This is a genomic window from Streptomyces sp. AF1A, from assembly GCF_047340315.1.
Taxonomy (GTDB): domain Bacteria; phylum Actinomycetota; class Actinomycetes; order Streptomycetales; family Streptomycetaceae; genus Streptomyces.
In genome coordinates this window covers 1-14,867 of the sequence record NZ_JBLEBI010000168.1, presented here as the reverse complement: position 1 = coordinate 14,867, position 14,867 = coordinate 1, and the positions used below count along the sequence as shown (strand labels likewise).

Sequence of the window (14,867 nt, the reverse complement as noted above, 5' to 3'; positions counted from 1 at the left end):
CAGTCAGCGGAGCGCTCAGCAACGACCGACCAAGGGACACGGCCATGACCATAACCTCGGCGATCCCGCCCCCGGGCTCCGAACCCGCCCTGTCCGTCCGCCAGGTGCTCACCCTGGAGCGGGTGCTCGCCGGGGAGCCCGAGGTGGTGGCCGGCGCCGCCCAGCTCGACCGCCCGGTGCGCTGGGTGCACGTCGCCGAGGCGGCCGACGTCGGGGTGATGCTCAGCGGCGGCGAGATGGTGCTCACCACCGGCGTGCTCCTCGCCGGTGACGAGGCCAAGCAGGTCGAGTACATCCAGTCCCTGCACCGCGCCGAGGCCGCCGCCGTGGTCCTCGGCCTCGGACGGGCCTTTCCCGCGCCGCCCGAGGTGATGCGCCGGGCCGCCGAGCGGTGCGGGCTGCCCATGGTCGTGCTGCACCGGCCCTTCCCGTTCGCCGAGCTGACCGAGGAGGTCCAGAGCAGGCTGGTGCGGCGCAAGTTCGCCGCCGTCAGCCTCTCGGAGAGCGTCCGCAGCGCGCTCACGGCGCTGATCACGGCCGGTGCGCCGCTGGTGCGGCTGCTCGACGAGGTCGCCCGGCACAGCGGCTGCCCGGTCGTCGTCACCAACCTCGCCCACCGCGTCCTCGCCACGGCGGGGGAGCGCTCCGCGGTGGACGACGTGCTGCGCGACTGGGAGCGGGTCGCCCGGCAGGCCGGGGCGGGGGCGGGCGACGAGTGGATCAGCGCCGAACTCGGCGGCCGAGGGGAGCGCTGGGGGCGGCTGCTGCTGTGCGGCTACCGCGGCGACACGGCCACCGGGCGGCTGCTCGCCGCCCGGGCCGCCGAGGCCCTCGTGCTGCACCGCATGCTCGGCGGCGGCTCCGCGCACTCCTGGGAGGAGGAGTCCGCGCAGAGCCTGCTGACCGACCTGGTCTCCGGCGTCGTACCGGCGTGCCGGCTGCTGCCCCGGGCTCGTGCGGCCGGGCTGCCGGTCAACCGGCGCACCTTCGTGCCGCTCGTCGTCCTCGACCGCGCCCCGGACGAACTCGACCGGGTGCTGCGCCTGCTGGGGCTGTCCGGGCTGGTCGCGGAGCTCGCCGACGGCGCGGCCGCCGTCCTGCTCAGCCTCCCCCGCGACCAGGACGCCGACGCGCTCACCGCGCACTTCGCCACCCGGCTGCGCGCCGGGGAACCGGCCGTGGTCGCCGCCGCCGACGCCCGCACCGGGTGGGACGACGTGCCCGCCGGGCTGCGCGAGGCCCGGCACGTCGCCGACGCCGTCGCCGGCTCCGCCGCCGCCCTCGACCTCCCGGCCGTCGTACGCCTGAAGGACGTGCATCTGCGCGGCCTGATCCGGCTGCTGCGCGACGACCCGCATGTGCAGTCCTTCGCGGAGCGGGAGCTGGACGGGCTGCTGAGCACGGCCGAACCGGAGCTGCTGAACGTCCTGCGGACCTACCTGGCCACCGGCCGCAACAAGTCCCGCACCGCCCAGCTCCACCACGTCTCCCGGCCCGCGCTCTACCGCCGGCTGGAGGCGATACAGGCCCGCCTCGGCGTCGACCTGGACGACTTCGAACAGGCGGCCTCCGTGCACATCGCGCTCCTCGCGCACGACGCGCAACTCCGGTGAAACCTGGTACGGCCTGCGAAACGGCGGTGAAACATGGGCCCACGAAGACGTGACACGGTGACACGCCCCACGCCCGCAGACGTGACACGCTGCCCGTCGAACCGGCCGCCCCGGCTTCCTAGGCTCGCCGCACACCGAGCTACCGGAGGTCCCGATGAGCCGAGTGATCCGTGCCGCCCTCTTCCAGACCGCCTGGACCGGCGACAAGGAGTCCATGATCCAGGTCCACGAGCAGGCGGTCCGCGACGCGGCAGCGCAGGGCGCCCAAGTCCTCTGCTTCCAGGAGCTGTTCTACGGCCCCTACTTCTGCCAGGTCCAGGACAAGGCGTTCTACGAGTACGCCGAGCGCATTCCCGAGGGCCCGACCGTCCGGCGCTTCCAGTCCCTCGCCCGCGAGCTGGGCATCGTCCTCGTCCTGCCGATGTACGAGGAGGAGCAGCCCGGCGTCCTGTACAACACCGCCGCCGTGATCGACGCGGACGGCTCCTACCTCGGCAAGTACCGCAAGACGCACATCCCCCAGGTGCAGGGGTTCTGGGAGAAGTTCTACTTCCGCCCCGGCAACAGCGGCTGGCCCGTGTTCGACACGGCCGCCGGGCGCATCGGCGTGTACATCTGCTACGACCGCCACTTCCCGGAGGGCTGGCGGGCGCTGGGCCTCGCGGGTGCCGAGATCGTCTTCAACCCCTCGGCCACCTCCCGCGGCCTGTCCCGCTACCTGTGGCAGCTGGAGCAGCCGGCGGCGGCCGTCGCCAACGAGTACTTCGTCGGCGCGATCAACCGGGTCGGTGTGGAGGAGCTGGGCGACAACGACTTCTACGGCACCACCTACTTCGTGGACCCCGAGGCCCAGTTCGTCGGCGAGGTCGCGAGCGACAAGGAGAGCGAACTCGTCGTCCGCGACCTGGACCTGGCGAAGCTGCGCGAGGTCCGCGACCGCTGGCAGTTCTACCGCGACCGGGCCCCGGGCGCGTACACGCCGCTGACCGCTCCCTGACCGCATCGCCCACCCCGGGAGGAGAGGGACCATGAGCAGCCGTACCGTCATCCGCGGTGGTCTCGTCATCACCGCGTCCGACGAGATCCACGCCGACGTCCTGATCGAGGACGGCCGCATCGCCGCCCTCGCCGCCTCCGGCACGCCCGCGGCCGAGGCGTTCACCGCCGAGCGGGTGGTCGACGCCACCGGCAAGTACGTCATCCCGGGCGGCGTCGACGGCCACACCCACATGGAGATGCCGTTCGGCGGCACTACCGCCGCCGACACCTTCGAGACCGGCACCCGCGCCGCCGCCTGGGGCGGTACGACCACGATCGTGGACTTCGCCATCCAGAGCGTCGGCGGCTCCCTGCGCGACGGCCTGGACGCCTGGCACGCCAAGGCCGAGGGCAACTGCGCGATCGACTACGCCTTCCACATGATCGTCTCCGACGTGAACCAGGAGACCCTCAAGGAGATGGACCTGCTCGTCGAGGAGGGGGTGACGTCCTTCAAGCAGTTCATGGCCTACCCGGGCGTCTTCTACTCGGACGACGGGCAGATCCTGCGCGCCATGCAGCGCGCCGCCGACAACGGCGGGCTGATCATGATGCACGCCGAGAACGGCATCGCCATCGACGTCCTGGTCGAACAGGCCCTCGCCCGGGGCGAGACCGACCCGCGCTACCACGGCGAGGTCCGCAAGGCCCTGCTGGAGGCCGAGGCCACGCACCGCGCCATCCGGCTCGCCCAGGTCGCCGGCGCCCCGCTGTACGTCGTGCACGTCTCGGCCATGGAAGCGGTGGCCGAACTGGCGCGGGCCCGGGACGACGGCCTGAACGTCTTCGGCGAGACCTGCCCGCAGTACCTGTTCCTGTCCACCGACAACCTCGCCGAGCCGGACTTCGAGGGCGCCAAGTACGTGTGCTCCACGCCGCTCAGGCCCCGGGAGCACCAGGCGAAGCTCTGGCAGGGCCTGCGCACCAACGACCTGCAGGTCGTCTCCACCGACCACTGCCCCTTCTGCTTCTCCGGCCAGAAGGAGCTGGGCCGCGGGGACTTCTCCAGGATTCCCAACGGCCTGCCGGGCGTGGAGAACCGCATGGACCTGCTCCACCAGGCCGTCGTCGACGGGCACATCTCACGCCGCCGCTGGATCGAGATCGCCTGCGCCACCCCGGCGCGGATGTTCGGCCTCTATCCGAAGAAGGGCACCATCGCCCCGGGCGCCGACGCCGACGTCGTGATCTACGACCCGCACGCCGAGCAGGTGATGTCCGCCGAGACGCACCACATGAACGTCGACTACTCGGCGTACGAGGGCAAGCGGGTCACCGGCCGGGTCGAGACGGTCCTCTCCCGCGGCGAACTCGTGATCCACCAGCGGGAGTACACCGGGCACGCCGGCCACGGCGTCTTCACCCCGCGCTCCACGTGTCAGTACCTCAACTAGGAGTGGCGCACATGGACTTCGGACTCGTCCTGCAGACCGACCCGCCGGCCTCCCGCGTCATCAGCCTGATGAAGCGGGCGGAGCGCAACGGCTTCCGGTACGGCTGGACCTTCGACTCCGCCGTGCTGTGGCAGGAGCCGTTCGTCATCTACAGCCAGATCCTCGCCAACACCACGAAGCTGAAGGTCGGCCCGATGGTCACCAACCCGGGCACCCGCACCTGGGAGGTCACCGCCTCCACCTTCGCCACCCTCAACGACATGTTCGGCAACCGCACCGTCTGCGGCATCGGCCGCGGCGACTCCGCGATGCGGGTCGCGGGCCGCAAGCCCAACACCCTGGCCCGGATCAGCGAGGCGATGAGGGTCATCCGGGCGCTCGCCCGCGGGGAGTCCGCCGACCTCGGCGGCGGCGCGGTCGTGAAGTTCCCGTGGGTCAAGCCGGGCGCCCAACTGCCCGTGTGGATGGCCGCGTACGGGCCGAAGGCGCTGAAGATGGCCGGTGAGGAGGCCGACGGGTTCATCCTGCAGCTGGCCGACCTCTATCTCACCGAGTACATGGTGAAGGCCGTCAGGGACGCGGCCGCGGCAGCCGGACGCGACCCCGCCGAGGTCACCGTCTGCGTGGCGGCCCCCGCGTACGTCACCGAGGACGACTCGCCCGAGGCACTCGCGCACGCCCGCGAGCAGTGCCGCTGGTTCGGTGGCATGGTCGGCAACCACGTCGCCGACCTGGTCGCCAAGTACGGCGAGCACTCCGCCCAGGTCCCCGAGGAACTCACCGACTACATCAAGGCGCGGCAGGGCTACGACTACGCCCACCACGGGCGCAGCGGCAACCCTGACACCCAGTTCGTGCCGGACGAGATCGTGGACCGGTTCTGCGTCATCGGACCGGCCGAGAAGCACATCGAGAAACTGACCGCACTGCGCGCCCTGGGCGTCGACCAGTTCGCGGTGTACGACATGCACGACGCGCAGGAGGCCACCATCGACGCCTACGGCACGAAGGTGATCCCCGCCGTCAACGCCTGACCCACTCACCCCATCCCCGTCCCTCCTCGTCCCTCTCCGTCCCTCTCCGTTCCTCCCAACCCCCCGCCTCTGGTCACCCCTCCCCGCCCGGCGGGGAGGGGCTGGTGCCCGCACGGCCTCTCCCGACCCACCTCATATCTGATTGGCCTGCCCATGACCGACACCGCTCCCACGGCCATACCGCCGTCCGCCCAGGTCACCCTCCCCGACGGCCGGGTGGAGATCGCTCCTGGTGCGCCGCAGCCCAGCGGCCGCTACGCCAACGCGGACCTGCTGCCGGTTCCCGTCCAGAGGCGCACGTGGACGACGTACAACTTCTCCGCGCTGTGGGTCGGCATGGCCCACAACACGGCCTCCTGGACGCTGGCCTCCGGCCTGATCGCCGTGGGCATGGACTGGAAGCAGGCGGTGTTCACCATCGCCCTCGCCAACCTGATCGTGCTGGTGCCGATGCTGCTCACCGGGCACGCCGGCCCCAAGTACGGCATCCCCTTCCCGGTCTTCGCCCGCGCCTCCTTCGGCGTGCGCGGCGCCAACCTGCCCGCCGTCGTACGGGCGTTGGTGGCGTGCGGCTGGTTCGGCATCCAGACCTGGATCGGCGGCGAGGCCATCTACTTCCTCGCCGGCAAGCTGATCGGCGACAGCTGGTCGAACGCGGGGCACATCGCCGGCTACGCGTGGACCATGTGGCTGTCGTTCGCCATCTTCTGGGTGCTCCAGGTGGCGATCATCCACCGGGGCATGGAGACCATCCGCCGCTTCGAGAACTGGGCCGCGCCCTTCGTGCTGGTCGGCGCGTTCGTGATGCTGTGGTGGATGAGCAGCAAGGCGGGCGGCGTCGGCCCGCTGTTCGACCAGCCGTCGAAGCTCGGCTGGGGCGGGAGCTTCTGGAAGCTCTTCTGGCCCTCCCTGATGGGCATGATCGGCTTCTGGTCGACGCTGTCGCTGAACATCCCCGACTTCACCCGCTACGGCCGGAGCCAGAAGGCCCAGACCTGGGGCCAGGCCCTCGGCCTGCCGACCACGATGACCCTGTTCGCGTTCCTGTCCGTCCTGGTCACCTCCGGCTCCCAGGCGGTCTACGGCAAGCCGGTGTGGGACCCGGTACAGCTGGCGGCGAAGACGGACAACGTCGTGGGCCTGCTCTACGCCCTCGTCACGGTCCTGGTGGCCACCCTCTCGGTGAACATCGCGGCCAACCTGGTCTCCCCGGCCTTCGACTTCTCCAACGTCGCGCCCAGGAAGGTGAGTTTCCGTACCGGCGCGCTCATCACCGCGGTCCTCGCGGTCCTGATCTTCCCGTGGAAGCTGTACTCCGACCCGCAGGGCTACATCTTCACCTGGCTCGGTCTGGTCGGCGGCCTGCTCGGCACCGTCGCGGGCATCCTCGTCGCCGACTACTGGGTCCTGCGGCGCACCCGCCTCCACCTCGCCGACCTGTACCGCACGGGCGGCCGCTACTGGTACGCGGGCGGCTGGAACTGGCGGGCGGTGGCGGCGTTCCTCGCCGGAGGCGTCCTGGCGATCGGCGGGGCGAGCTTCAAGCCCCTGATCGACGGCCGCCCCATCCCCGCCCTGTCCTCGCTGGCCGACTACGGCTGGGCGGTGGGCCTCGGCACCTCGTTCGTGCTGTACCTGGCCCTCACCCTGCTGACCGGCCGCGGCCGGGCCACGGCGTGAGGACGCGGGGGCGGGCGGTCACGGTCACCCGGACTGCGACTGCCCGCCCCCGAGCGCGCCGACCGCGGCCCGCGCCGCCTTGATGGCGCCCGTGTTGATCTCGTCCGTACCGGGCGCCTTCTTCGTCTCGAAGTCGCTGCCGTTGTAGGTGACGATCACCAGCGCGTTGGAGACGCGCACCATCACCACGCCCTCGCGCGTCTGCTGCTTGTCCTCGGTGGTCAGGTTGACCACGGAGTAGGCCTCGTTCCCGAGCCCGGGCACGGCCCCGCCGCCACTCTTCTCGGTCACCCGCTGCTGGTACTCCTGCTTCGCCTCCTGCTCCGAGGAGCTGATCTCGAACGACACGTCGAGCCAGCGGTAGTCGTAGCCCTTCAGCGCGTTCCAGGAGCAGGTGCGGCGCAGCTTGGGGTCCGTCGACGGGATCTCCTTGCCGGTCGTCTTCGCCCCGGGCACCAGCGACTTGATGGTGGCCACGGGCACGCTGGTGCAGGGGGTGGGCGCGGTCGCGTACGACTTCGCCGCCGCGGGCGACGACGGATCGGCGGACGAGGAGGAGGACTGGGCGGACGTCTGCCGGCCCGCCTGGTGCCCGGCGGCCGTGGGCTGCGCGTCCGGGCCGGACGTCAGCGCCCAGCCGGCACAGGCGAGAACCGCGACCGGCGTGAGTCGCGCGGTGAGAGCGAGAGGCAGAGGCAGTGAACGCACGGCGCACTTCTCGTGGGGGAGGGGGTGCGGAAAGGTCCGCATGGTGGACGAGGACGACAGTCTCACACGCCGGCCTGCGCGACGGAAGCGGAAACTCGCAGCGTGTGCGGGCGGTCACGGCGCGACGTTCGGGCCTCGCCGTTATGTCGACTTTTGTCCGATAGTCGGCGCCGGGCGCGGACTTCACCCGGTAGCGAGCCGGCGGCGGGCGCCGACCTCGCTCGGGTACTCGCGGACGGTGAAAGCCGCGGCGCACCAGCCGGCACCCCATGCGGCCAAGGCGGGTATGACGGGCGCCGCGAGCAGCCAGAGGACGCGACCCGCGAGGGCCAGCCGGACGGAACGGCGGGACTCGTCCCGCTTGGCGGCGCGGAACTCGTCGGGGGCGGGCGGATCGAGCAGCTTTCTGCGGTGGTCCCGCCGCTGGACCCGCCAGCCCCACGCCAGAGCCACGACGGACGCCGCGACCTGCACCCCGTCCCACACCGTGCGGACCGTCGGCGGCAGGGCGCCGCGGAAGCTCCCGTAGAGCACGAGCGCGACATAGCAGCAGAAGGCCAGGACGAGAAGCCACAGGACGGCGCCGAGGGTACGGCGCAGCCAGTAGCGCGGACCGCGCTCGTACCACGTGGTGCCGAGGCCCGGCAGGGATGGGATCTTCAGGTCGGTTCCGGCCGTCGTCATGTCCCGGAGCGATGTTCCTCGAGCCAGCGGCGGGCGCCGACTTCACTGGGGTATTCGCGGACGGTGGCCCAGGCGGCCAGCCAGCCCGCGAGGTACCCGGCGAAGGCGGGCATGACGGGAGCGGCGATGATCACGAGGAGGCGGCCCATCGCGATGCGACCCGGCACCCGTCCGTCGTGGTCGCGTTTGGCCCGGAGCGTCTCTTCCGGGGCCGGGGGGTTGAGAAGCGCCTCACGGTGGCCCCGGCGCTGTTTCACCCAGCCCCACACCAGCGCCCCGCAGGCCCCGACGACCTGCACCGCGTCCCACACAGCGCGTACCGCGGACGGCAGCTCCTCGCGGAACCCCGCGTACAGGCCCCCTGCGAAGAGACCGAACAGGCCCATGACGAGGATGATGAAGACGGCCGTGCGCGCCCGGCACAGCCAGTAGAGCGCGCCGCGCTCGTACCAGGTTCTGCCCAGCTTCGGCAGAGCGGGAACCGGTACGGAGTACCCGGGTGCCGGGGCCTCAGAAGATGCTTGTGACGCCATGCCAGACATCCTTCACCAGTCGCTTTCCGTCGTCGACGGTCTCCGTGGCGACATGCTTGCTGCCGGTCAACACACCACCGACCACCCCGTGATCGTGGATGTCCTCGCTCCAGTGCTCGTGGAAGGCGTGGTCGATGACGGACGTCGCGGCGATGACGGTGCCGGCACCGACCGCGGCCACGGCGACCGCACCCTCGACGGGCAGCGCCGCGGTGATGGCCGCGCCGGCGGCCAGGCCGCCGAGGGCGGCCCCGCCGTCGACGATGACGGAGTGCTGCCACGACCAGCCCTTGTCGTGGTCGTCCTTCGCCTCGATCAGACCGCAGGCCGCCGCCGCGGCGACGTCCAGCACGGGAAGCTCCCTCAGGGCTTCCGGCAGCGCCTCCACCCCCTTGCCCAGGCGCAGCGCATCGGCCGCGTCGACCAGCTTGACGTTCAGGGCACGGTCGTACGGCAGTTTGGTGCTGCCGTTGTCGGCGCGGGCGATGTCCTCCTCCAGCGCGTCGACCTTGGTGACCGCGTCGCGGTAGGCGCTCTTGGCGGGCAGGTCCTTGGGCAGCGCCTTGCCCGCCTTCTGGAACGCCTTGCGCTCCGCGCGCAGTTCCTTCTTGGCGGCCTGTGCCTCGGCCTTGGCCGCGTCGATGTGCTTGCGGGCCTCGATACCCCCGGCACGGGCGTCCTCGGCGTCGTACGCGTACAGCCCGCGCAGGGCGTCGTACAGCGTGATCTTGTCGCCCGGGGACACCGAGCCGTCCTTCGACGTCACCTTGTCGTACAGCCCCTGCAACTGCTGCGCCGCCACCAGCCGCGCGTGCTGGGCGGTGTGCAGGATCTCGTTGCGCGCGGTGGCGTAGTCGTTCATCGCGGAGATGGTCTTCTGGTCGTCCGCACTCGGCGGACTCGCCGTCATGATCGGCAGCGGCGCGCCCTTGGCGTCCGTCGGCACGCCCTTGCCAGCCGCGATGTGCTGCGCGTTCTGCAGCGACTTCTCGCACGTGGACAGCGCGTTGGCCAGGGTCTCGATGATCTCGCCCGCCGCGTGCACCAGTTCGGCGAAGCCGCCGGCCGCCAGCGCGTCCTCGCTCCACTTGGCGCGGAAGGTCTCGGCCGCCTCGCCCTTCCAGCTCGCGTCGCCGACCAGCTTCTCGACGGAGCCGCTGAGCGGCTTGACCACGTCGTCGAGCTTGTCCTTGGCGTTCTTGTACGTCTCGGCCATCGTGCGCAGTCCGCCGATGTCGCCGCCGACCCAGCTGTCACCCATCAGCTCTCATCCCATCAGGTCTTCGAAGACGCCGTGGACGTCCACGTCGTGCCGGTGGAAGGAGTCCCGCGCGTACGCGACCTTGTCCCCGTGGTCGTCCATGCGGTCGGCCATGCCGATGTGCAGGGCGACGATGAGGTCCGCGACCTCCTTGATCGCGGCGTCCAGCCCGGCGTCGCCGCCGCTGACCACGGGCGGCGCCACATCGGGGTGCAACTTGCGGTAGTTGTCCGCCTGTTCGTGGAACGTCCTCGCCATGGTGGAGAGGTCGTCGTAGACCGTCTTGAAGTCGCTCACCGGCGCACCTCCCGCGCGTAGGCGGCCAGGTCCTCCGGCCGCCAGGTGGGTTCCACCGGCCCGAGCCGGGGGTCCAGCAGGACGGTGACGCCCTGCTCGCTCACGCCCTCGGTCAGCGGGCCGAGCGAGGCCGCGACCCACGGCTGCGCCTCGCCGAGCGCCTCCGCCAGCTTGCGCGGCGAGGTGAACGCGAAGGCCACCCTGCCGTGTGCCGGATGCTCGAACAGTTCCAGGACGATGAACGGCACCCGCGCCGCTCGCCCGTCCGTCCCCGTCCCCGCGACGGACCTGGGGTGCGCCGGTACGCACACCGGCGTGTGGTACGCGGGCACGCCCGGCTTGGGGCCCGGCCGGTCGTCCGAGGGCTCCCGCGGGGGCGGCGCGGCCTCCACGAGGTCCTGGAGCGCGGAGCGGCGCGGCTCGGGCGCCGGCTCCGGGTGTTCTCTCCGTGGCGGATCCGGCTCCGCGAAGTCGAGCAGGCGTGAACGTATCGGCGCCCCCACCGCCGTCACCTCTTCCCCGTGAGTGCGTGGCCGACAAGGCTCGACCACGTTAGCCAGCGGGCGGCGGGGCAAATCCGGCTATGTCGGGGCGTGGAACAGGACGTGCACGGAACCCATACGACGGCTTGGCATACGGCAGAGCAGTCCTTGACCTGTTCCTGAACCACCGCATGACCACTGCTTCCGGCCAGGGCCGGCGGCATTTCCGGACCACAGCTTCCGGCCAGGGCCGGCGGCTACGGCACCCGCGCCGTCCACTCCTGGTCCGTGAACTTCGTCCGCGCCAGTTCCCGCGCCCGCGCCAGCTCCTCGTCCGTGATCTTGCCGGGCGCCAGGCCGTAGCGCGCGCGGAACGACTCGATCATCCGCCGGATGACCACCTCGCGCGGCAGGCCCGTCTGCCGCCGCAGCGGATCGACCCGCTTCTTCGCGCTGCTCGTGCCCTTGTCGGACAGCTTCTCCCGTCCGATGCGCAGCACCTCGGTCATCTTGTCGGCGTCGATGTCGTAGGCCATGGTCACGTGGTGCAGCACGGCGCCCGGGCCCCCGTCCGGGCCGACGATCCGCTTCTGGGCCGCGCCGGCGATCTTGCCCTGCTCGGTGGCGATGTCGTTCAGCGGCTGGTACCAGGCCCGTATGCCCATGTCGGCGAGCGCGCCGAGCACCCAGTCGTCGAGGTACGCGTAGCTGTCCTGGAAGGACAGGCCCTGCACGAGGGACTCCGGCACCGACAGCGAGTAGGTGATGGTGTTGCCGGGCTCCACGAACATCGCGCCGCCACCGGAGATCCGCCGCACCACCTCGATGCCGTGCCGGGCGGCGCCCTCCGGGTCCACCTCGTTGCGCAGGGACTGGAAGCTGCCGATGATCACCGCCGGCGCCCCCCACTCCCACACCCGCAGCGTCGGCGGCCGGCGGCCGGCGGCCACCTCGGCGGTCAGCACCTCGTCCAGTGCCATGTGCAGCGCCGGCGGCTGCGGGTCCTCGTGGATCAGCTGCCAGTCGTAGTCGGTCCAGTCGGTGGCGTGCGCCAGCGCCCTGCGCACCGCGATGGCCACGCCCTCCGAGGTCAGCCCGTACATCACGGTCCCCGCGGGCAGGGCCGCCTCGATCCGCGCGGCCAGTCCCGCCGCGTCGGTGTCCGCGGGCGCGCCTTCCAGCGCGCCGTTCACCGCGGCCAGCGCCTCGTCGGGCTCCAGGAAGAAGTCGCCCGCCACGCGCACGTGCCGCAGCACGCCGTCCTCGACGTCCACGTCCACGACGACGAGCTTGCCGCCGGGCACCTTGTACTCACCGTGCACTGCCTGGGCCTCCGTTCCTGCCGCACGGGATCAACGTCGCAGGTCGCCGTGGTGTTCCCCCGGCGGCGATCACCTTCGTACGATCACCCGTACGACGTACCCGAGCCGAGGAGCCCGCCCGTGTTCACCACCCGGCCCACCCTGCAGGGAACTTTCGGCATGGTGTCCTCCACCCACTGGCTGGCGTCCCAGTCGGCGATGGCGGTCCTGGAGGACGGCGGCAACGCCTTCGACGCCGCCGTGGCGGGCGCGTTCGTGCTGCACGTGGTGGAGCCGCACCTGAACGGTCCGGCGGGCGAGGTGCCGATCCTGCTGGCCCCGGCGGGCGGCGAGGTGCGCGTGCTGTGCGGGCAGGGCGTGGCCCCCGCGGGCGCCACGGTCGCGCACTACCGGGGGCTCGGCCTGGACCTCGTCCCCGGCACCGGACCCCTCGCGGCCGCCGTGCCGGGAGCCTTCGACGCCTGGCTGCTGCTCCTGCGCGACCATGGCACCAAGTCCCTCGACGACGTCCTGAAGTACGCCATCGGCTATGCCGAGCACGGGCACGCACCCGTGGAGAAGGTGGGCGCCACGGTGGAGAGCGTGCGGGCGCTGTTCGAGACCGAGTGGACGTCGTCCGCCGAGGTGTACCTGCCGGGCGGCAGGGCGCCCCGGCCCGGTGAGCTGCTGCGCAACCGAGCCCTCGCCGCCACCTGGCAGCGGCTGCTCGCCGAGACGGCGCGGGCCGGTGACCGGGAGGCCCGGATCGACGCCGCGCGCGAGGTGTGGCGCTCCGGCTTCATCGCCGAGGCCCTGGTGCGGCAGTCGGGGCGGCCCACCCTGGACACCAGCGGCCGACGGCACACCGGCACCCTCACGGAGGCCGACCTCGCCGGCTGGTCCGCGACCTACGAGCACCCGGTGACGTACGACTGGAACGGCTGGACCCTGTGCAAGGCCGGCCCCTGGAGCCAGGGCCCCGCCCTGCTCCAGCAGCTCGCGCTGCTCCCGCCCGAGCTTCCCGCGTACGGCTCCGCGGAGTACGTCCACCTGCTGATCGAGGGCTGCAAGCTGGCCATGGCCGACCGCGAGGCCTGGTACGGCGACGCCGCCGAGGTGCCGCTCGCCGAGCTGCTCTCGGACGGCTACAACGCCGGGCGGCGGGCCCTGATCGGCGCCAAGGCCTCCTACGAGCTGCGCCCCGGCAGCCCTGGCGGACGCGCCCCGCGGCTGCCCGCGCGGGCCTACGCGCGCGTGGAGAGCGGTGAGGCCGGCTTCGACGCGATGGGCGCGGGCGAGCCGACCGTCGCCGAGCTGCCCGGCGAACCGCGGGTGGCCGCCGACGGCACCACCCGGGGCGACACCTGCCACCTCGACGTGGTCGACCGCTGGGGCAACATGATCGCGGCCACGCCCAGCGGCGGCTGGCTCCAGTCCAACCCCGTCGTGCCCGAGCTGGGCTTCCCGCTCGGCACGCGCCTGCAGATGACCTGGCTGGAGGAGGGCCTGCCGAACTCCCTCACCCCGGGCCGCCGCCCTCGCACCACTCTCACCCCGTCGCTCGCCCTGCGCGACGGGGTGCCGGTCATGGCGTTCGGCACGCCCGGCGGTGACCAGCAGGACCAGTGGCAGCTGCACTTCTTCCTCGCCGCCGCGCTGCGCGCCCCGGTCCGCGGCGGCCTCGACCTCCAGGGCGCCATCGACGCGCCGAACTGGCACAACGACAGCTTCCCCAGCTCCTTCTATCCGCGCGGGCGCCGCCCCGGCAGTGTGACCGTGGAGTCCCGCACCGACCCGGAGGTCGTCGAGGAGCTGCGCCGGCGCGGTCACCACGTCACCGTCGGCCCCGCCTGGTCCGAGGGCCGGTTGTGCGCGGTGGCCCGGGACCCGGAGACGGGCGTGGTGTCGGCGGCGGCCAACCCGCGCGGCATGCAGGGGTACGCGGTGGGCCGCTGACGGTTCCGGCCGCCCCCGGCGCCCGCCCGGCCCGGCCCTGTTCTTCGTCCCGGTTCCACCCGGTGTTCACCGGGCCGGCGGGGGTTGTCAGCGGGGCGTGTTCTCATGGACGCATGATCGAAGAGACGGAAACCATCGACGAGTTTCTCGCCCGCCGTGCGCCCGACGTGGAAGAGGCGGTCCGCAAGGCCGCCGCGGCCGAGATCCTCCCCCGCTTCCGGCGCCTCGCCGAGCACGAGGTGGAGCGGAAGACCGGCCCGCACGACCTGGTGACGGACGCCGACCGCCTCGCCGAGCTGCGGCTCACCGAGTCGCTCGGCGCGCTGCTGCCCGGCTCCGTGGTGGTGGGCGAGGAGGCGGTGCACGCCGACCCGGCGACGTACGAGGCGATCCAGGGCGACGCCCCGGTCTGGATCGTCGACCCGGTCGACGGCACCCGCCAGTTCGTGCACGGCGACGACGGCTTCTGCACCCTGGTCGCGCTCGCCCACCGGGGCGTCGTGCTCGCCTCCTGGACCTACGCCGCGGCACGCGACCAGCTCGCCACCGCCGTCCGCGGCCGGGGCGCCTTCCTCGACGGCGAGCGGCTGGTCGCGGGCCCGCCGCGGCCCGGCCGCGATCTCACCGTCGCCACCTCGCACCCCGACTTCACCACCGGCGAGCAGAAGCGCGCGCTGCGCGCCCTGTGGACCGACGGCGTCGCCCCGCGCCCCTGCGGCTCCGCCGGTCTGGAGTATCTCGCCGTCGCCCGCGGCGAGCTGGACGGCGTCGCGTTCAGCTGGGAGGCGGCCTGGGACCACGCGGCAGGTCTGCTCCTGGTCGAGGAGGCGGGCGGCGCGCACCTCACCCGGTCGGGAGAGCCGTTCCGCGTGACCGGCGGCAACGC

The 14,867-nt window shown here is 72.3% G+C and carries 14 protein-coding genes; 7 read left to right on the top strand and 7 right to left on the bottom strand.

Annotated elements, in window-relative coordinates:
• The first annotated feature begins 44 nt into the window (after positions 1-44).
• The 5 genes from ACLU3S_RS30090 to ACLU3S_RS30070 all read left to right on the top strand — a co-directional run bounded on the left by ACLU3S_RS30090 (position 45) and on the right by ACLU3S_RS30070 (position 6,759).
• Positions 45-1,613: a PucR family transcriptional regulator gene (locus ACLU3S_RS30090; RefSeq protein WP_413955130.1), complete on the top strand. Its 1,569-nt coding sequence runs from the start codon at positions 45-47 to the stop codon at positions 1,611-1,613.
• Between the two features lie 154 nt (positions 1,614-1,767).
• Positions 1,768-2,610, top strand: coding sequence for a nitrilase-related carbon-nitrogen hydrolase (locus tag ACLU3S_RS30085; RefSeq protein WP_413955129.1), 843 nt, complete (start codon positions 1,768-1,770; stop codon positions 2,608-2,610).
• Between the two features lie 31 nt (positions 2,611-2,641).
• Entirely contained in the window at positions 2,642-4,045 is a 1,404-nt protein-coding gene (gene hydA, locus ACLU3S_RS30080; RefSeq protein WP_413955128.1) for a dihydropyrimidinase, read from the top strand.
• A gap of 11 nt (positions 4,046-4,056) precedes the next feature.
• On the top strand, positions 4,057-5,079 hold the full coding sequence (locus ACLU3S_RS30075) for a TIGR03842 family LLM class F420-dependent oxidoreductase (protein ID WP_413955127.1): 1,023 nt from the start codon (positions 4,057-4,059) through the stop codon (positions 5,077-5,079).
• 153 nt (positions 5,080-5,232) lie between these two features.
• Entirely contained in the window at positions 5,233-6,759 is a 1,527-nt protein-coding gene (locus ACLU3S_RS30070) for an NCS1 family nucleobase:cation symporter-1 (protein ID WP_413955126.1), read from the top strand.
• Positions 6,760-6,783: 24 nt separating this feature from the next.
• On the opposite strand, the gene ACLU3S_RS30065 is transcribed toward ACLU3S_RS30070, so the two are convergent.
• The 7 genes from ACLU3S_RS30065 to ACLU3S_RS30035 form a co-directional block, all read right to left on the bottom strand.
• Complete coding sequence (locus ACLU3S_RS30065; protein WP_413955125.1) at positions 6,784-7,467, bottom strand: hypothetical protein; 684 nt, start codon at positions 7,465-7,467, stop codon at positions 6,784-6,786.
• 183 nt (positions 7,468-7,650) lie between these two features.
• On the bottom strand, positions 7,651-8,151 hold the full coding sequence (locus tag ACLU3S_RS30060; protein ID WP_413955124.1) for a hypothetical protein: 501 nt from the start codon (positions 8,149-8,151) through the stop codon (positions 7,651-7,653).
• Positions 8,148-8,684, bottom strand: a complete 537-nt coding sequence (locus tag ACLU3S_RS30055) for a hypothetical protein (RefSeq protein ID WP_413955123.1) — start codon at positions 8,682-8,684, stop codon at positions 8,148-8,150. The genes ACLU3S_RS30060 and ACLU3S_RS30055 overlap by 4 nt, the downstream gene beginning before the upstream one ends.
• Complete coding sequence (locus tag ACLU3S_RS30050; RefSeq protein ID WP_413955122.1) at positions 8,662-9,945, bottom strand: WXG100 family type VII secretion target; 1,284 nt, start codon at positions 9,943-9,945, stop codon at positions 8,662-8,664. The genes ACLU3S_RS30055 and ACLU3S_RS30050 overlap by 23 nt, the downstream gene beginning before the upstream one ends.
• A gap of 6 nt (positions 9,946-9,951) precedes the next feature.
• Entirely contained in the window at positions 9,952-10,242 is a 291-nt protein-coding gene (locus ACLU3S_RS30045; RefSeq protein ID WP_413955121.1) for a DUF6317 family protein, read from the bottom strand.
• Positions 10,239-10,745 (bottom strand): SAV_915 family protein, encoded by a 507-nt coding sequence (locus ACLU3S_RS30040; protein WP_413955120.1) that lies wholly within the window; start codon positions 10,743-10,745, stop codon positions 10,239-10,241. The genes ACLU3S_RS30045 and ACLU3S_RS30040 overlap by 4 nt, the downstream gene beginning before the upstream one ends.
• Before the next feature lie 236 nt (positions 10,746-10,981).
• On the bottom strand, positions 10,982-12,046 hold the full coding sequence (locus tag ACLU3S_RS30035) for a biotin/lipoate A/B protein ligase family protein (protein WP_413955119.1): 1,065 nt from the start codon (positions 12,044-12,046) through the stop codon (positions 10,982-10,984).
• Between the two features lie 120 nt (positions 12,047-12,166).
• On the opposite strand from ACLU3S_RS30035, the gene ACLU3S_RS30030 reads away from it, so the two are divergent.
• Positions 12,167-13,981 carry a gamma-glutamyltransferase family protein gene (locus tag ACLU3S_RS30030; RefSeq protein WP_413955118.1) on the top strand — a complete coding sequence of 605 codons (1,815 nt, stop codon included), beginning with the start codon at positions 12,167-12,169 and terminating at the stop codon, positions 13,979-13,981.
• 113 nt (positions 13,982-14,094) lie between these two features.
• On the top strand, positions 14,095-14,867 hold a 773-nt coding region (locus tag ACLU3S_RS30025; protein WP_413955117.1), incomplete at its 3' end, for an inositol monophosphatase family protein.